At 64.8% G+C, this 17,112-nt stretch carries 14 protein-coding genes; 7 read left to right on the top strand and 7 right to left on the bottom strand.

Going from position 1 to position 17,112, the window contains the following annotated elements:
• Position 1 precedes the first annotated feature (1 nt).
• The 6 genes from dhaK to lysS all read right to left on the bottom strand — a co-directional run bounded on the left by dhaK (position 2) and on the right by lysS (position 7,511).
• A complete protein-coding gene (gene dhaK, locus IAQ70_RS15195) occupies positions 2 to 1,003 on the bottom strand; it encodes a dihydroxyacetone kinase subunit DhaK (protein ID WP_190990152.1) in 1,002 nt (333 codons plus the stop codon).
• Positions 1,004 to 1,299: 296 nt separating this feature from the next.
• Positions 1,300 to 1,809 carry an amino-acid N-acetyltransferase gene (locus tag IAQ70_RS15190; protein ID WP_190990151.1) on the bottom strand — a complete coding sequence of 170 codons (510 nt, stop codon included), beginning with the start codon at positions 1,807 to 1,809 and terminating at the stop codon, positions 1,300 to 1,302.
• Positions 1,810 to 1,955: 146 nt separating this feature from the next.
• Positions 1,956 to 4,448 carry an ATP-dependent Clp protease ATP-binding subunit gene (locus IAQ70_RS15185; RefSeq protein WP_190990150.1) on the bottom strand — a complete coding sequence of 831 codons (2,493 nt, stop codon included), beginning with the start codon at positions 4,446 to 4,448 and terminating at the stop codon, positions 1,956 to 1,958.
• A gap of 886 nt (positions 4,449 to 5,334) precedes the next feature.
• A complete protein-coding gene (locus tag IAQ70_RS15180; RefSeq protein WP_190990149.1) occupies positions 5,335 to 5,664 on the bottom strand; it encodes a histone-like nucleoid-structuring protein Lsr2 in 330 nt (109 codons plus the stop codon).
• 132 nt (positions 5,665 to 5,796) lie between these two features.
• Complete coding sequence (locus IAQ70_RS15175) at positions 5,797 to 5,976, bottom strand: hypothetical protein (RefSeq protein ID WP_190990148.1); 180 nt, start codon at positions 5,974 to 5,976, stop codon at positions 5,797 to 5,799.
• Positions 5,977 to 5,978: 2 nt separating this feature from the next.
• Complete coding sequence (gene lysS / locus IAQ70_RS15170; protein WP_190990147.1) at positions 5,979 to 7,511, bottom strand: lysine--tRNA ligase; 1,533 nt, start codon at positions 7,509 to 7,511, stop codon at positions 5,979 to 5,981.
• 67 nt (positions 7,512 to 7,578) lie between these two features.
• Between lysS and IAQ70_RS15165 the strand changes: the two genes are divergently transcribed.
• From IAQ70_RS15165 to IAQ70_RS15150, 4 genes are all read left to right on the top strand, one after another.
• Positions 7,579 to 8,463: an alpha/beta fold hydrolase gene (locus tag IAQ70_RS15165; RefSeq protein ID WP_190990146.1), complete on the top strand. Its 885-nt coding sequence runs from the start codon at positions 7,579 to 7,581 to the stop codon at positions 8,461 to 8,463.
• 62 nt (positions 8,464 to 8,525) lie between these two features.
• Positions 8,526 to 9,389 (top strand): alpha/beta fold hydrolase, encoded by an 864-nt coding sequence (locus tag IAQ70_RS15160; protein WP_223860111.1) that lies wholly within the window; start codon positions 8,526 to 8,528, stop codon positions 9,387 to 9,389.
• Positions 9,390 to 9,423: 34 nt separating this feature from the next.
• On the top strand, positions 9,424 to 10,257 hold the full coding sequence (locus tag IAQ70_RS15155) for an alpha/beta fold hydrolase (RefSeq protein ID WP_190990144.1): 834 nt from the start codon (positions 9,424 to 9,426) through the stop codon (positions 10,255 to 10,257).
• Positions 10,258 to 10,321: 64 nt separating this feature from the next.
• A complete protein-coding gene (locus tag IAQ70_RS15150; RefSeq protein WP_190990143.1) occupies positions 10,322 to 11,449 on the top strand; it encodes an alpha/beta hydrolase family protein in 1,128 nt (375 codons plus the stop codon).
• 53 nt (positions 11,450 to 11,502) lie between these two features.
• On the opposite strand, the gene IAQ70_RS15145 is transcribed toward IAQ70_RS15150, so the two are convergent.
• On the bottom strand, positions 11,503 to 13,005 hold the full coding sequence (locus IAQ70_RS15145; RefSeq protein ID WP_190990142.1) for a DHA2 family efflux MFS transporter permease subunit: 1,503 nt from the start codon (positions 13,003 to 13,005) through the stop codon (positions 11,503 to 11,505).
• A 126-nt stretch (positions 13,006 to 13,131) separates the two neighbouring features.
• Here IAQ70_RS15145 and IAQ70_RS15140 point away from each other — a divergent pair, with 126 nt between their 5' ends.
• The 3 genes from IAQ70_RS15140 (at position 13,132) to dctA (ending at position 17,111) form a co-directional block, all read left to right on the top strand.
• Positions 13,132 to 14,016 carry a LysR family transcriptional regulator gene (locus IAQ70_RS15140; RefSeq protein WP_190990141.1) on the top strand — a complete coding sequence of 295 codons (885 nt, stop codon included), beginning with the start codon at positions 13,132 to 13,134 and terminating at the stop codon, positions 14,014 to 14,016.
• 266 nt (positions 14,017 to 14,282) lie between these two features.
• On the top strand, positions 14,283 to 15,380 hold the full coding sequence (locus IAQ70_RS15135; RefSeq protein ID WP_190990140.1) for a tartrate dehydrogenase: 1,098 nt from the start codon (positions 14,283 to 14,285) through the stop codon (positions 15,378 to 15,380).
• 222 nt (positions 15,381 to 15,602) lie between these two features.
• On the top strand, positions 15,603 to 17,111 hold the full coding sequence (gene dctA, locus IAQ70_RS15130) for a C4-dicarboxylate transporter DctA (protein ID WP_190990139.1): 1,509 nt from the start codon (positions 15,603 to 15,605) through the stop codon (positions 17,109 to 17,111).
• The last annotated feature ends 1 nt before the right edge of the window (position 17,112 follow it).

Here is a 17,112-nt window from a genome sequence, read left to right as displayed (position 1 = left end):
GTCACACGCCCCACCGCAGCGCGGCCGTGTGCACGGGGGCGTCCCACAGCTGTGTCAGTTCGTCATCGAGCCGCAGTACCGAGATGGAGCAGCCCTGCATTTCCAATGCGGTGATGTAGTTTCCCACCAGTGAGCGCTCCACAGTGGCGCCCCGCTCCGCGAGCACCTGAACCGCGCGGCGGTAGACGATGTACAGCTCGCTCAGCGGGGTACCGCCCATTCCATTGACAAACAGCAGGACCTTCTCACCACTGGCAATGCCAAGGTCGCTGAGGACAGGCTCCAACAACCGGTCGGTGATGCCGTCCGCGTTCTCCATCGGGATCTTGTGCCGGCCGGGTTCACCGTGGATTCCGATGCCGATCTCGATCTCGTCCTCTGCCAGGTCGAAGCTCGGCGAGCCGGCGTGTGGCACGGTGCACGCCGTCAGAGCGACGCCCATGGTGCGGACATTGCTGTTGACGTGGTCGCCGATTGCGGCCACGGCATCCAGGCTGTCGCCTCGTTCAGCCGCGGCGCCGGCGATCTTCTCCACGAGGACAGTTCCACCCACTCCGCGGCGTCCGGCGGTATACAGCGAATCCTCCACGGCGACGTCGTCGTTGACGAGGACCGTGCGGACCTCCACGCCCTCGGCCTGCGCCAGTTCGGCGGCCGTCTCGAAGTTCAAAACGTCACCGGTGTAGTTCTTTACGATATGGACGACGCCGGCACCCGAGTTAACGGCGAGCGTCGCCGGAAGGATCTGGTCCGGCGTGGGTGAGGTGAACACCGCCCCCGGCACGGCGGCGTCGAGCATTCCCCGCCCGACATAACCGGCGTGCAGCGGTTCATGGCCACTGCCACCCCCGGAAAGGAGTCCGACTTTTCCTGACACAGGCGCGTCTTTGCGCGTGACGTACTTAGGATCGGCACTGACGGTGACGAGGTCGGCGTGGGCGAGGCCGAAGCCTTCTACAGACTCGTCGACTACGGAGCGTGGATCATTGATGAGCTTTTTCATGGCAGAACTCCTGGGTGTGGGCTCGTGCTAGAGGATTGCACTTTGACCCTACTACCGCGGATGGAACTCGGGTAGCCTGCGGCTTTCCGGGCATGGGTAAGGGACAGCCCCCAATGACTGTCCCTTACCGGCAGGCCCCAAACTGCGGCCCCATCAGTTTATCCATCAACTCGACTAACGCCAAGGTTTTGGGCGGACATGACGCTGGACGACGACGGCGTACCGCGGCAGGTGCATCGCGGCGCCGCGGCGCGGAAATCGCGGCGGCAGCCGGAAAGGTGCCGCGCCTCTGGACTTTAGAGGAACTTGATCATGCGTGTGTTGCCGAGGGTGTTGGGCTTCACCCGCGCCAGGTCGAGGAATTCGGCGATGCCTTCGTCATGGGAGCGGAGAAGCTCGGAGTAGACCGCCGGGTCCACCGCCGACTGGTCCGCCATGACCTCAAAGCCGTGGCGCTTGAAGAAGTCAACTTCGAAGGTGAGGCAGAAGACCCGGGCCACGCCGAGCGCCCGCGCCTCCTCGAGCAAGCTTTCCACCAGCACGTGACCCACCCCCTTGCCGCGCCAGGCGTCGGAGGCAGCCAGGGTGCGCACCTCGGCCAGATCTTCCCACATCACGTGCAGGGCACCGCAGCCGATGACCTCGCCATCGGCCGATTCGGCGATCCGGAACTCCTGCAGGCTCTCGTAATAGGCAACCGTCTCCTTGGCCATCAAGATCCGTTGTTCCGCCAGCGGCGCCACCAGTCTTTTGATAGCGGACACATCGTTGGTACGGGCAGGACGGATATCGAAGGAGTCAGTCACAGGTCAATCCTACGAGGCGGAGCGGCGACACCAGCGGCGACGTGGCTGCGCGCTCTCGGCTGGGGCGCTCCCGTACCGGCGCCATTAAACGGCGAAAGCCCCGCCGACTCCTTTTGTGGAGCTGGCGGGGCTTTCGCTGATGCTGGTTAGACGCTCGGGAGGATCTCCGGGATGCGCGGCTTGGCGTTGCCGGCAAAGGTGAACTTGGCGTCGTCGCCTTCGCCGTCCACATCCACCATGACGATGTCGCCGGCGTGGATCTCGCCGAACAGGATCTTCTCGGAGAGCTGGTCCTCGATCTCGCGCTGGATGGTGCGGCGCAGCGGCCGGGCACCCATGGCTGGATCGTAGCCGCGGGTTGCCAGGAGCACCTTGGCCGCGGGCGTGAGCTCGATGCCCATGTCCTTGTCCTTGAGGCGCTTCTCCAGCCGGCCGACGAACATGTCCACGATCTCGATGATCTCGTCCTGGGTGAGCTGCGGGAACACCACAACGTCATCCACACGGTTGAGGAACTCGGGGCGGAAGTGCTGCTTGAGCTCCTCTGTCACGCGGGCACGCATCCGGTTGTAGCCCGTCTGGGTGTCGGTGCCGGACTGGAAGCCGGTGGCAACACTCTTCGAGATGTCCCGGGTGCCCAGGTTTGTGGTCATGATGATCACGGTGTTCTTGAAGTCCACCACGCGGCCCTGGGAGTCGGTCAGGCGGCCGTCTTCGAGGATCTGCAGGAGTGAGTTGAAGAGGTCCGCGTGGGCCTTTTCAACTTCGTCGAACAGGACCACGGAGAACGGACGACGGCGGACCTTCTCGGTGAGCTGGCCACCTTCCTCGTAGCCGACGTAGCCCGGAGGGGCACCGAAGAGCCGCGAAACGGTGTGCTTCTCGGAGTACTCGGACATGTCCAGCGTGATGAGGGCGTCCTCTTCACCGAACAGGAACTCGGCCAGGGCCTTGGCCAGTTCGGTCTTGCCGACGCCGGTGGGGCCGGCGAAGATGAACGAGCCGCCGGGACGCTTGGGGTCCTTCAGGCCTGCACGGGTGCGTCGGATTGCCTGGGACAGTGCCTTGATGGCCTCGTCCTGGCCGACCACGCGCTTGTGCAGTTCGTCTTCCATCTTCAGCAGGCGCGAGGACTCTTCCTCGGTCAGCTTGAAGACCGGGATGCCCGTGGAGTTGGCCAGCACCTCGGCGATGAGATCCTCATCCACCTCGGAGATGTCATCCATGCCGCCGGACTTCCAGTGGCGTTCCTTCTCGGACCGCTCGGTGATGAGCTTCTGCTCCTTGTCCCGGAGCGATGCGGCACCTTCGAAGTCCTGCGCATCGATGGCGGATTCCTTCTCCAGCTTCAGCTGGGCGATGCGCTCGTCCATGGCCTTCAGCTCCGGCGGGGCGGTCATCCGACGGATGCGCAGGCGGGCACCGGCTTCATCGATCAGGTCAATGGCCTTGTCCGGCAGGAAGCGGTCCGAGATGTAGCGCTCGGCGAGGCTGGCTGCCGAGGCAAGGGCGCCGTCGGTGATGGTGACACGGTGGTGCGCCTCGTAACGGTCACGAAGGCCCTTGAGGATCTCGATCGCGTGCGCGACGGAGGGCTCCTTGACCTGGATCGGCTGGAAGCGGCGCTCCAGCGCGGCGTCCTTCTCGATGTGCTTACGGTACTCATCCAGCGTGGTGGCACCGATGGTCTGAAGTTCACCACGGGCCAGCATCGGCTTGAGGATGGAGGCGGCGTCAATGGCACCCTCAGCAGCGCCGGCACCCACCAGGGTGTGGATCTCGTCGATGAAGAGGATGATGTCCCCGCGGGTGCGGATTTCCTTGAGGACCTTCTTCAGGCGCTCTTCGAAGTCACCGCGGTACCGGGAGCCTGCAACCAGGGACCCGAGGTCCAGGGTGTAGAGCTGCTTGTCCTTGATGGTCTCCGGGACGTCGCCGCGGACAATCGCCTGGGCGAGGCCTTCGACGACGGCGGTCTTGCCGACGCCGGGCTCACCGATCAGGACGGGGTTGTTCTTGGTGCGGCGCGAAAGAACCTGCATGACGCGTTCCATTTCGGACTCGCGGCCGATCACAGGATCCAGCTTGTTCTCGCGCGCAGCCTGGGTCAGGTTGCGGCCGAACTGGTCCAGTACTACCGAACCGGCGGGGGTGCCTTCGGGCTGGCCGGCCCCGACGCCTGCGCCGGTGGTTTCCTTGCCCTGGTAGCCGGAGAGCAGCTGAATGACCTGCTGGCGGACCCGGTTGAGGTCAGCACCGAGCTTGACGAGCACCTGGGCGGCAACGCCTTCACCCTCACGGATAAGGCCCAGCAGGATGTGCTCCGTGCCGATGTAGTTGTGGCCCAGCTGCAGCGCTTCGCGCAGGGAGAGCTCCAGCACCTTCTTGGCGCGGGGCGTGAAGGGAATGTGGCCGGACGGGGCCTGCTGGCCCTGGCCGATGATCTCCTGCACTTGCTCGCGGACGCCGTCGAGCGAAATGCTCAAGGACTCAAGAGCCTTGGCGGCAACGCCTTCACCCTCATGGATCAGCCCCAAGAGGATGTGTTCGGTACCAATATAGTTATGGTTCAGCATGCGTGCCTCTTCTTGGGCAAGCACAACGACGCGACGGGCACGGTCCGTAAATCGCTCAAACATTTCGCCACACTCCTAGCTACAACGTACTTTGATGCTACGTGCCAGATCCCGTCTTGTGGAGCGTGTTCGCCACAGGGGAAACCGTGATGTTTCTCAGGTGTCCTGAATCGCCGCAGACGGCTGTCGCCGCCGGTATTCCTGGGGGCTCAGGGCGTACCGTCTCTTGAAAGCGCTGCTGAAGCTGAAAGGACTCGCATACCCGACTTTGGCGGGGAATTGACGTGAGGATGCCGGGGTGCCTGACCGGATTTCAAGCACTTGCCGCGGGGGACGGACCGGGCAAAGGATCGGAACCATGCCTCGCATTGCCATGCTGATGACTGCCGCCACCGCCGCACTGGCTGGCATCGGAGGACTGTAATACGCCTGTTCCGTGACGCCCGGATTGCGCGGCACGGATTTGCGACTTTTGTTAGTGCCATGTCCCGCACAACACGGCACTCGGGAACCCGGTTTTTGCGCTGAGGTTCGTCGGCGCCTTCCGGGCACTGGCGGGGGCGCCACTTTACGCGTGGGTGACCGGGCTTGCCAGCGCGCCGCCCGTGTCGATTGCCCTTGCCTCTTACACATCCAGGCTGGTCATTACCGCAGGCGTGAATATCCCCCTGATAGCAGGCTTGGCAGCGCTGCTACAGCGCAACATGCCGCAGCCGGCAGAAAATTCTTCGAACACGCGTGGACGCGTTGGAAACATTTACCGCACCTCGCTGTCCCTGGCCGCCCCGGTGGCCTCTGCAATGCGTGGACCATGCTTTGACGGCCCTTTAGCCGCAGCATCGGCAATTGCGGCCAAGAGCGCAAGCCCGGTTATTCCTTTTGGCAGCAAAGAACCCTGTCCCGCCGAGAGGCGAAGCAGGGTTCTTGGCATTCAAAGGGACGCGGTCCCCTAGGAATTGGCCTTTTGGTAGGCGTCCTGGATTTCAGCCTGAATTCTACCGCGGCTGTTGACCGTGTAGCCGTTATCACGCGCCCACTGACGGATCTGTGCGGAATCATTGCCGCGACCCGTCACGGCAGCCTTGGCGCGGGAACCGCGCCCGGACGACGTTTTACGGGCGGCAGCGACAAAGCGCTCCAGGCTCGAGCGGAGTTCGGCTGCATTCGCGGCCGACAGATCGATTTCGTAGCTGGCCCCGTCAAGGCCAAACCGGACATTCTCGTCCGCGGATCCCCCATCCAGATCATCTACGAGGATGATGTTTACTTTCTGTGCCATTTAAAGACTTCCTCTTTGAGGTTCGGATGTGCAGAAAAGCAGGATGTTTCTACAAAAAGTATGAACCTCATTATGGCACTACGTCAAAGTGACAAATGACCACTGTGGATAATCACAGAAAGTACTGCGGGCCTATTTATCCGGAGCGGTATCCGGTCCGTCCGATGGCTTAACGGTGCGCGCATCGGCCTCGGCCTGGGCACGCGCTTCCGCCTGCCGCTCGGATTTATCGGCATTAAAGATCGATTTCATGGCGAACCAGAAGATCAGGCCCACCACTATTGAGGGCAGCAGTACAGCTACATATTCCATAATCAGTGCCCTTCGGGCTTCAGGAGCGGGAACAGGATGGTTTCACGGATCCCTGCCCCGGTGAAAAGCATGACCAGGCGGTCGATTCCCAGCCCGATTCCGCCCATGGGCGGGGCACCATATTCGAGGGCCCGGAGGAAGTCCTCATCGAGCTGCATGGCCTCGTCATCACCTGCCGCCGCGTGCCGTGACTGCTCGGTCAGCCGCTCACGCTGGATAACGGGGTCAATGAGTTCGGAGAAGGCCGTGCCGCGTTCCATGCCGCCGATGATGAGGTCCCAGGCCTCGATCAGCCGGCCGTCTTCGCGGTGCGGCCGGGCCAGCGGCTGGGCGGACGGCGGGTAATCGTAAACAAAGGTGGGGTTCAGGAGCGTGGGTTCCACGATTTCGCCGAAAAGTTCCACGGCCAGTTTCTCGGCGTCCCATTTCGGGTCCGCCTTAACCTCGTGCTTCGCGGCGATCTCGCGCAGTACCTCAAGCGGAGTGTCCGGAGTGACTTCCTGGCCAACGGCGTCGGAAAGTCCCGGGTAGACCGACACCCAGGCCCAGTCGCCGTCCAGGTTGATCTCGCCGGCTTCGGTCTGGAGGGTGCGCCCGGCACCCACTGCGTCGGCGGCGTCGAGGATGATTTCCTTGATGCGGTCAGCCATGACGAACTGGTCCGCCCAGGCTTCGTAGCACTCGAGCGTGGTGAACTCCGGGCTGTGGGTGGAGTCCACGCCCTCGTTCCGGAAGACGCGGCCCATGTCGTAGACACGGTCGATCCCGCCCACCACCGCACGCTTGAGGTACAGCTCGGTGGCGATGCGCAGGGTCATCTTCTGGTCGAACGCGTTCATGTGCGTCTCAAACGGGCGTGCGAGGGCGCCGCCGTGGACGAGCTGCAGGATGGGGGTTTCCACCTCCACGTAGTTGTGGCGGTGGAGGCTTTCGCGGATTGAACGGGTGATTGACGCGCGGGTGTAGACCATTTCACGGGCTTCGTCGCGCACCATCAGGTCCACGTAACGCTGCCGGACGCGCGTTTCCTCGTTCAGCTCCGCGTGCAGCACAGGCAGCGGCCGCAGGGCCTTGGAGGCCATGGACCAGGACTCCGCCATCACGGACAGTTCGCCGCGGCGGGAGGAAATCACCTCACCCTTGATGAACACGTGGTCGCCCAGATCCACCAGGGCCTTCCAGTCCGCGAGCGCTTCCTCCCCCACATTGGCAAGGCTCAGCATGGCCTGCAGCCGGGTGCCCTTGCCGTCAACACCGCCCTCCTGCAGGGTGGCGAAGCAGAGCTTGCCGGTGTTGCGCACAAACACAACGCGGCCGGTGACACCCACAACGTCGCCGGTGGTGTCGTCCGCTTCGAGGTGCGCGTACTTTTCGCGGATCTCGGTCAGGGAGTGTGTGCGCTCAACACCCACCGGGTATGCCTCGGTGCCGCGCTCGATCAGCTTGCTGCGCTTCTCCATGCGGATGCGCATCTGCTCGCTGGCATCGAGGGGCTCTGGGGCGTTTTTGGGGGTGGGGGTGTTTTGGGAAGTCACAATCCCCAAGTTTACCGGGAGTTCAGCCGGCCGGGTTCCGGCGCAAGCCCGGGCATAGACTCGGGCTGTGGAGTCCTGGAAACTAGAAACGGCGGATGGCGGGCGCCTGGAGGCGCATTCGTTCCTCACCCCTGCGGAACAGGAGCCGACGACGGCGGGACCTCCCGGCGTCGTACTCGTCCACGGCACTCTGGTCACCGACGCCCTCTACCGCCCTTTTGCGCGGAAACTCAGCCTCCTGCTGGGCCGCCCGGTGCACTGCTACAACCGGCGCGGCCGGGCGGGCTCCTCACCGCAGCCGGACGATTACTCGGCAGAAACCGAAGTCAGCGACCTCGCTGCGGTCATGGACAAGACGGGTTCTACCGATGTTGTGGCGCACAGCTACGGCGGTTTCGTGGCACTGCAGGCTGCCCGGACCCTGCCGATCGGCCGGCTGGTGACCTATGACGCGGCGGTATCGCTGTCCGGAAACCTCGCCCACCGGTGGCGGCCCGAGCTTGAGGACGCCGTCACCGCAGGCCAGTTGAACCATGCGTGGGCACACCTGGTCCAGGGCCTGGGTACCGCCGGGCCGCTGTCCTACCTGCCGCTGGGCGCGCTGCGGATGCTGAGCATCCTCTCAGCCAGGACAAACCTCGGGACGGAGATGCGCCAGTTGCTGCCCACAGCCGTGAAGGAAATGCGCGCCGTGCTCGACGCCGACGCCGATCTGGACGACTTCACTGCCCTCACCACCCCCATCCTGATGCTCAGCGGCGGCTGGAGCCCGGCGTACTTCGCGGAGACCGGCCGGCAACTGGCGTCCGCTGTGCCGTCCATCGAGTTCCGCGTGGTCCCCGGACAGCTGCACGAGGGGCCCATAAGGCCCGGCAAGGGCCTGGCCGTGCGGATTGCCCGGTTCATCAATGCCAGCGACGGCCAGATCCGGAAGCTGGGCCGGCGCCGGTAGCCGGCCGGTAGCCGGCCGGGACCCGCCGGGGACCCAGCCGGGCTCAGCGCCGCCCGCCTAGGATGGGAACCGTGAAAGAGCAGGAAGTCCCCACGCACGACGGCGGCACGCTGGCTTTGTACAGTTACGGCACCGAGGATGCGCCGGGAGAGCGCCGGGTGGTGGTGATCGGCGGGGCCTTCCTGACCGCGCTCATTTACCGGCCGTTCTCCGTGGCACTGGCCAGCGGCCTGGGCGAGGCCTGGGCCGTTGACGTCTACGACCGGCGTGGACGCGGCAAGTCCACGGAACAGCCGGCCGGTTACTCCATGGCCACGGAAATCGCGGACGTCCGCACCATCATGGAAGCCACCGGCGCCCGCAACCTGCTGGGCCACAGCCTCGGCGGGGCGGTGGCCCTAAACGCAGTGCAGGAGTTCGCGGGAACGCCGCACGAGCCGGACAAGCTGGCGGTTTACGACGCCGCGGTGAACATCGAAGGCAGCATCGATACGTCGTGGCTGGACGACTTTGAAGCTGCCGTCAACGCCGGCAAAGTGGGGCATGCCATGGCCCACCTGAAAAAGGGAATGCAGCCGGCCACGGCCTTGTCCAAGATTCCTGAGCCCGTCCTGGCCGGGCTCATGGCATTGGTGTCCCGCACCAAGGTCAACAAAATGGCGCGGGAGTTGATGCCCACGGGCGTGGGTGAACTGCGCGCCGCCTACGACGAGGCGGAGCATGCCCGGGACTTTGCCGTGCTGCCCGCCAACACACATTTCATGGCGGGCGGCAAGAGCCCGCGCTACTACAAGGTCACGGCCCGCCGCCTTCACGCAGCAGTCCCCGGCAGCACCTTCGAGCTGTCCCCCAAGGGCTACCACGGTTCCATCCCGGCCGCGGTGAAGGAACTGGTCACCGACCTCGCCGAGTACTTCAAGGGCTAAGGCATTACGCAGGTTGCTCCGCTAGGCTCGGATCATGACGCGCGAGAACATCAAGACCCCCGACGGCGGCACCCTGGAGCTCTTCACCACGGGTGCGGAACTGGCGTCCGCCGGCTCAGGCGTGGTTGTGGTTCCGGCTTCCATGGTGACTGCAGCCGACTACACCAGGTTTGCCCAGAAACTCAGCGCCGCCCTCGGCCGGCCGGTGCACACCTTCAACCGCCGCGGCCGGGGTTCCTCCTCGCCGCAGGCTCTGGACTACACCCTGGATGCGGACATCCGGGACCTGGACGCCGTCATGAAACACACCTCCAGCACCGACGTGTTTGGCCACAGCTTCGGCGGCGCGCTGGCCCTGCACGCTGCCCGGACCCTTCCCGTGGAGCGCTTGGCCGTTTATGACCCTGCCGTGTCCGTGAACCACAGCGTCACGGCCGACTGGACACCGGAATATGAGCGCGCCACCGCCGCCGGCGACGACGACCGCGCCCTGGCCGTTCTCACCAAGGGGCTGGAAACCGGCGGCGCCTTCTCCCGGATGCCGCTCTCCATGCTCACCATCGCCAACAAGCTCACGGCGGGCACACACCTCGGTAAGCAGATGCGGGACATGATGCGCACGGGCGTCCGGGAAATCAAGGCAATCATCGCCGCGGACATGCCGGCCGAGCCGTTCCTGGAGCTGCCCTTGGAGACCCTCATTGTGGTGGGCGAAAAGAGCCCGGCCTACTTCGGCGTGGCGTGCGGCCAGATCCACGACGTCCTGTCCGGTTCCAGCTACACCATCCTGCCGGGCTTCGGCCACGACGGCGTCATCAAGGCGCCGGACAAGCTCATCACCGAACTCAGCGACTTCTTCGCCGGTTAGCCGACCCACCCAAAGCAACGCGGGGTCAGTCGATGTCCCTTCCGGTCCCCTTATTGGGCGAAAAGTGACCCCGCGTCGGCTGGTCATCATCGGTGGCGCAGCCGCCGTGGCCTCCCTGGCGGCCTGGGTGACCCTTCACATCGCGAAAACCCTGGTCACCCCGGTGGGCCGGCGTCGTGAACGCATCAGGATCGTCGATTCCGGTGCCGGCACGGTGACCCTCCGCGCCAACCGGGACACACTGGCCCGCGGCGTCTTTAGCCTCTACTGGGGCAATCGAAGTGGCCACGCCCGGATCGGTCAGGTGTTGTCCACCGACGCGAAGGCGAGAACAGTCACCCGCCGGTTGGAGGCCATCTACGCAGGCCGGCTTGCGCCGGACACTTCGGGGTACTGGTCCGGGTACGTCTACCCGGACCCCGAAGAGGCCGGCCTCCCTTTCGAGGACGTCACCTTGCCAGGGCCCGCTCCAGCATGGCTCGTTCCAGGCGCCGACCAAACGTGCTGGGTAATCCACATCCATGGCCTCGGCGGACGCCGGGCAACAGGGCTTCGCACGGCACCGTTCTTCCATCGCCACGGGCTCACCCAGCTGCTCATCTCCTTCCGCGGAGACGGTGACGCTCCCCCGACGGCAGACGGCAAACACCACCTTGGCGTCAGCGAGTTGACGGACGTCGAAGCAGCCCTGGCCTTTGCGGCGCGGCACGGAGCTACTTCCGTCATCCTGTCGGGCTGGTCGATGGGCGCAAGCATGGCGCTGGCCGCGGCGCACACCTCCAAACACCGGCATCTGATCACAGGGCTGGTACTCACCGCGCCGGTCCTCGACTGGCACCAGACACTGCTTTCCAACATGGCATCAGCACGGCTGCCGTCTGCTCTGGCACGGGGAGCGTCGCGCGTCCTCGGCGGTCCCCTGCACCGGTTCGCCGGATTGCATCAGCCGCTGGACCTCGGAGCCCTGGCGTTTACCGAGGTGGCGCCGTCGGTTCCCGTGATCATCCTTCATGGCGGCGGCGACGCCAGCACGCCAATCCGTGTCAGCGAGGCCTTCACCGCCCGCTTCCCTGACCACGTGCGTCTGGTCAGGATTCCGGCCAGCCGGCACACCCAGGAGTGGAACAGCTGGCCGGGGCTTTGGGAAGACTCGGTGGCCGGCTGGCTGCGGGAGCTTACCCCAGGTAGGTAGCAGTAGGTGTCGTTTTGAGCGCTCAAAACGACATGTGCTGCTACTTAGTTGGGTTAGTGGCCGCCGTGGCCCGGGGCGGCACCTTCTGTTTTGCGCATCATCGCGGAAAGCACGACGGCGGCAAGGGCTATGACGGTTGCCGTCAGGAAGGCGGCACTCATGCCCGCCACCAGCCCGGACGACGCCGACACCACCGCAAAGATGGATACCAGCAGTGCCGTGCCGGCAGCACCGGCAACCTGCTGCGAGGTGCTCATGATGGCCGAGCCGTGGGAGTACAGGTGCGGGGGCAACGGGTTCAGGCCGGTGGTGAACGCGGGCGTGAACAGCAGCGCCAGGCCGAAGCTCAGCCCCACGTGAAGGGTGACGATCCACCACACCGGAGTGTCGGCGTCGAGCATGGAGAACTGCCACAGGGTCACCACCATCAGGACCGAGCCCGTCACGGTGAGCGGCAACGGGCCCACTTTGTCGAACAGCCGCCCGATGAACGGGCCCAGCAGGCCCATCGCCAGGCCGCCCGGCAGCAGCGCGAGGCCGGTCTCCAGCGACCCCAGGCCGCGGATTTCCTGCAGGTAGAGCGGCAGCAGGATCACTGCGCCGAACAGCGCCATCATGGCCACCACCATCAGCAGCACGGACACCGTGAACATGCGGAAGTTGAACGCGCGCAGATCCAGCAGCGGGGCATCCGCCTTCTGCAGCCTGAGCTGGCGGAGCACAAAGACAGCCAGGCTGGCTACGCCGATAACCAGCGCGGCAATGGCGGCCGTGCTCGGACCGCTCTGGCCGCCGTGACCGCCGCCGATCTGGCTCAGGCCGTACACCAGGCCGCCGAAGGCGGGAACAGTCAGAAGTACCGAGAGGAAGTCGAGCTTGGTCTTCTCGGTTTCACCGACGTTCGTCAGGTACTTCGCACCGATGGCCAGGGCAGCCAGTGCCACCGGAAGGACAAAGACAAACATGAAACGCCATGTGAAGTGCTCCAGGATCAGCCCGGAGACGGTGGGCCCCATGGCCGGTGCCACGGAGATCGCGATGCTGACGTTCCCCATGACGGCACCGCGCCGGGCCAGCGGGACCAGCGTGAGGATGGTGGTCATCAGCAGCGGCAGCATGATGGCCGTGCCGCCGGCCTGGATGATGCGTGCCAGGAGGAGGATCTCAAAGCCCGGCGCGACGGCTGCCAGCGCGGTGCCGCCGGCGAAAAGACCCATGGCCAGCATAAAGACGGCACGGGTGGAGAGGCTTTGGAGGATGAACCCAGTGGTGGGGATGACTACGGCCATGGTGAGCATAAAGCCGGTGGAGAGCCACTGCACAGTAGGCGCGTCCACGCCGAGGTCGACCATCAGCCGCTGCAGGGCAACGTTCATGATGGTCTCGTTCAGGATCACCACGAAGGTCGCCACCAGCAGGGTGGCGATGATGGTCACCGACTCCCGGGACAGTTTCTCCGGTGCGGAGGACTTCGACGCCGATGCCTGGCGGGTTTGGCCGGATTTGCCGGGCGGGCCCGGCTGGCCGGAGGCGTTCGAAGAGACTTCTGTAGACATGGGTGTTCCCTCAGGGAGTAAGAATGAAGTGGCGCGCGAGCATCGTCGCTGCAGATTCCAACACTGTACTCGCCGCAGCCATTCCTGCGCACGGGGTTTTTCTTTGCTGCGCGTAGGCTGTTTGGCGTGGACACCCGGAAACTGAAGTATTTCCTGGCCGTTGTTGACCATGACGGATTCAACCGGGCGGCGGAGCACCTGCTGATCGCCCAGCCGTCGTTGTCCCAGACCATCGCCAGCCTGGAAAAGGAGCTGGGCGTTCCGCTCTTTCACCGCATCGGCCGCAGGGCTGTGCTCAGTGAGGCCGGCAAGGAACTGGTGGGGCCGGCCCGCTTGGTCATGCGGGACCTGGACGCCGCACAGTCAGCTGTTCAGGCCTTGCGGGGCGTCCGCAGCGGAAAGCTCGACATCATCACCATGCCGTCCCCCGGCATCGAACCGCTGACGTCCATGATTGCTGGCTTTACCCGGGTCCACCCGTCCGTACGGCTCAACGTCAGCGCTGCGTTCACCCCGGAAGAAGTCATCGAATCGGTCCGCAGCGGAAGCACGGAAATCGGGCTGGCCGGATCCTCCACGCCCATCAGGGTGCCGGGCGTCAACGTCCTGGATCTCGAACGCCAGCCACTCATCCTGATCGTTAACCCGCAAACGGACACCTTCCGCCCCGGGCCGGCCATCCAGCGCGAAGACCTGGGCGGTCACCGCCTGATTGCCAGCCAGCGCGGATCCCTGATGCGGTGGCTGGTCGACGACGCCCTGGCGCACGGCGTCCAGGTGGAGATCGTTGTCGAAGTGGCACACCGGACCTCCATCCTGCCCCTGGTGCTGGCCGGCGTCGGGCACGCGGTGATGCCCTCATCCTGGGCACCCACTGCACAAAAAGCCGGGCTCCGTACGCTGCTGATCGAACCGGTGTCCCACCTCGATGTGGCCATCCTGAGTCGGAAGGACGGCATGACCCCCGCGGCGCAGGCCTTCCTGAAAGTCGCGGCTGAGCACGTCGACTAGCTTCCCCATCGGTTGCTCCAACACGGCCCTTTTGAGTGCTCATAAGGGCCAGGGCCCACGCTGGCAGGGTTCCCTGGCCGAACTTGTGAGGCGAGGGGGGCGGTGTTGGAGCGGTGGATGGATCCGCTAGATAGGGAAAACCTATCTAGCGGATCGGATCTTGGTCTTGGACGCTGCCTGCCCACGGGCCGTCTACTTGAAGAGGAAGAACAGTGTGACCCGGATTACAGGCCCGCTGGTAAAAAACTCAACGAGGAGGTAGGCACATGAGCGCCACCCAGAAATTCAGCATCGCATCCATCCCCGCAGACGGCGTGGGCAAGGAAGTCGTTTCCGCCGGCCGCCGCGTTCTCGAGGCCCTTGCGGAGAACTCCAACGGCAAGTTCGCTTTCGACTGGACCGAGTTCCCCTGGGGCTGCGGCTACTACGAAAAGACCGGCCAGATGATGGACCCCAAGGGCCTGGAAGCGCTCAAGGAATTCGACGCCATTTACTTCGGCGCCGTCGGCTGGGAAAACGTCCCGGACCACATCAGCCTCTGGGGCCTGCGCCTGAACATTACACAGAACTTCGACCAGTGGGCCAACATCCGCCCCGTGAAGTTCCTGCCCGGCATCCAGTCGCCGCTGCGGAAGGCAGACAACACCGAGCTTGACTGGGTGGTTGTCCGCGAGAACAGCGAAGGCGAGTACGCCGGCCTGGGCGGTCGCAACCTCAGCGGCCGCGGCCCCGGCAACGAAGTGGCGCTGCAGACCGCGCTGTTCACCGAGAAGGGCTGCGAGCGCATCATGCGCTTCGCCTTCGACCTTGCCCGGACCCGCACGGTGAAGAAGGTCTCGTCGGTCACCAAGTCCAACGCCCAGCAGTACGGCATGGTCCTCTGGGACGAAGTCTTCAACCGCGTGGCACTGGATTACCCGGACGTGCAGACCGAAAGCGTCCTGGTGGATGCCATGAGCGCCAAGTTCATCCTCAAGCCCGAGGACCTGTCGGTGGTGGTCGCGTCCAACCTGAACGCAGACATCCTGTCCGACCTGGGCTCAGCACTTGCCGGCAGCCTGGGCCTGGCGGCGAGCGCCAACCTGAACCCCGAGCGCCGCTTCCCGTCCATGTTTGAGCCGGTCCACGGCTCCGCTCCGGACATCGCCGGCCAGGGCATCAGCAACCCGATCGGCGCCATCGCCAGCGCCGCCCTGATGCTGGACCATTTCGGCCTGCACGAGGAGGCTCGCCAGGTTGAGGCCGCCATCGAGGCAGCCACCGGCTCCGGCCACCTGACCCGGGACGTCGGCGGCGACGCCAGGACGGACGACGTTACCGAGGCAATCATCAAGGCACTCACGCTCGCACCCGCCGCGGTGTAGCAAGTCTTTTTCGCGGAGGTCCCACGCCAAGCGGCGTCCCGAGGACCCCAACACGAGCTTGCAAGTGTTGGGAAGGGACCTCCGCGGGCGGCCCCGCGGCCGCCGTCGAACGCTCCGCCCCCTTACTTATCAGCGGCGTCCCGATGGCCCCGGCACGAGCTTGCGAGTGTTGGGAAGGGACCTCCGCGCCCTCCAGCGCCATTCCACAACGAGGTAGGAATCATGGATCACAGCACCACCACGGGCCGGGCTGCCCCAGCCACGACACAGCCGGCAGCGAAAGCCCCTAAAACACGTTGGTACCGGCAGCTTTACTTCTGGGTACTGACAGCCATTGTTGTCGGCATCCTGGTCGGCTGGCTCGCACCGACCGCCGGCATCGCCATGGAACCCATCGGCACCACCTTCGTGAGCTCCATGAAGATGCTGATCGGGCCCATTGTGTTCCTGACCATCGTGGGCGGCATCGCCAGCGTCGCCGACCTGAAGAAAGTCGGCATGACGGGCCTGAAAGCCCTGACCTACTTCCAGGTGGGCACCATCTTCGCCCTGATCTTCGGCTTGGTGGCCATCAATATCTTCCGCCTTGGCGAGGGCATGAACGTGGACGCCAGCACCATCAAGGCCTCCGATTCTGCAGCCAAGCTCATCGACGCCGGCCAGCACCAGGAGTGGTGGCAGTTCCTCACCCACATCATCCCCAACAGCGTTGTGGGGCCCTTCGTCGAGGGCGACATCCTTCAGATCATCTTTATCGCCGTCGTCTTCGGCATCGCCCTGAACGCCATGGGCAAGGTGGGCGCCCCGGTCCTGGACGGGGTGCAGCGACTCACCGGCGTGATGTTCAAGATTCTGGGGTTCATCATGAAGGCAGCGCCGCTGGGGGCCTTCGGCGCGATGGCCTTCGCGGTCGGCAAATACGGGGTGTCCTCCCTGACCAGCATGGGCGGGCTGATCGCACTGTTCTACGTCACCTCGATCCTCTTTGTTGTGGTGGTCCTCGGTTCCGTGATGGCCTTCCTGAAACTGAACATCTTCACCATGATCCGCCACCTCAAAGAGGAATACATGCTCATCCTGGGCACCTCCACGGCGGAGCCCGCCCTGCCCGGCCTGATGCGCAAGCTCGAGCACGCCGGCGTCAAGAAGGAAACCGTAGGACTGGTGGTCCCCACCGGCTACAGCTTCAACCTCGACGGCGCCGCGATCTACCTCTCCCTCGCTGCCCTCTACATCGCGCAGGCCACCAACACCCACCTGAGCATCGGCCAGCAGCTGGGCCTGATCGCCGTCATGCTCCTCACCTCCAAGGGCGCAGCCGGAGTGGCCGGCGGCGGATTCATCGCCCTGACCGCAACCCTCACCACCCTCGGCACCATCCCGGCCGCAGGCATCATGCTCATCTTCGGCATCGACAAGTTCATGTCCGAATGCCGCGCCCTGGTCAACTTCACCGGCAACGCCGTCGCCACCCTCTTCATCGCTTGGTGGGACCGCACCCTGGACGCAGACCGCGCCCGCCGCGTCTTCGCCGGAGAACACGTGGAGCCCATGCCCGCCGAGGACCCGGTCCATGTGGACGACGTCGCGGACATCGATGAGGACCTGGCCGAATACGGCCACCACGCACCCAAGCACGCGGTGACAGAAGGTCCGGCACCGGCGGCACCTGCCGCCGTCGAGCCTTCCACAACCAATAACCGCCGCCCGGCCTATTCGGAATCTGTCTGAC

This window comes from Pseudarthrobacter sulfonivorans (assembly GCF_014712225.1).
Lineage (GTDB): Bacteria > Actinomycetota > Actinomycetes > Actinomycetales > Micrococcaceae > Arthrobacter > Arthrobacter sulfonivorans.
Note: the sequence above shows the minus strand (reverse complement) of the source record. Positions and strands in the feature narration are given on the sequence as shown.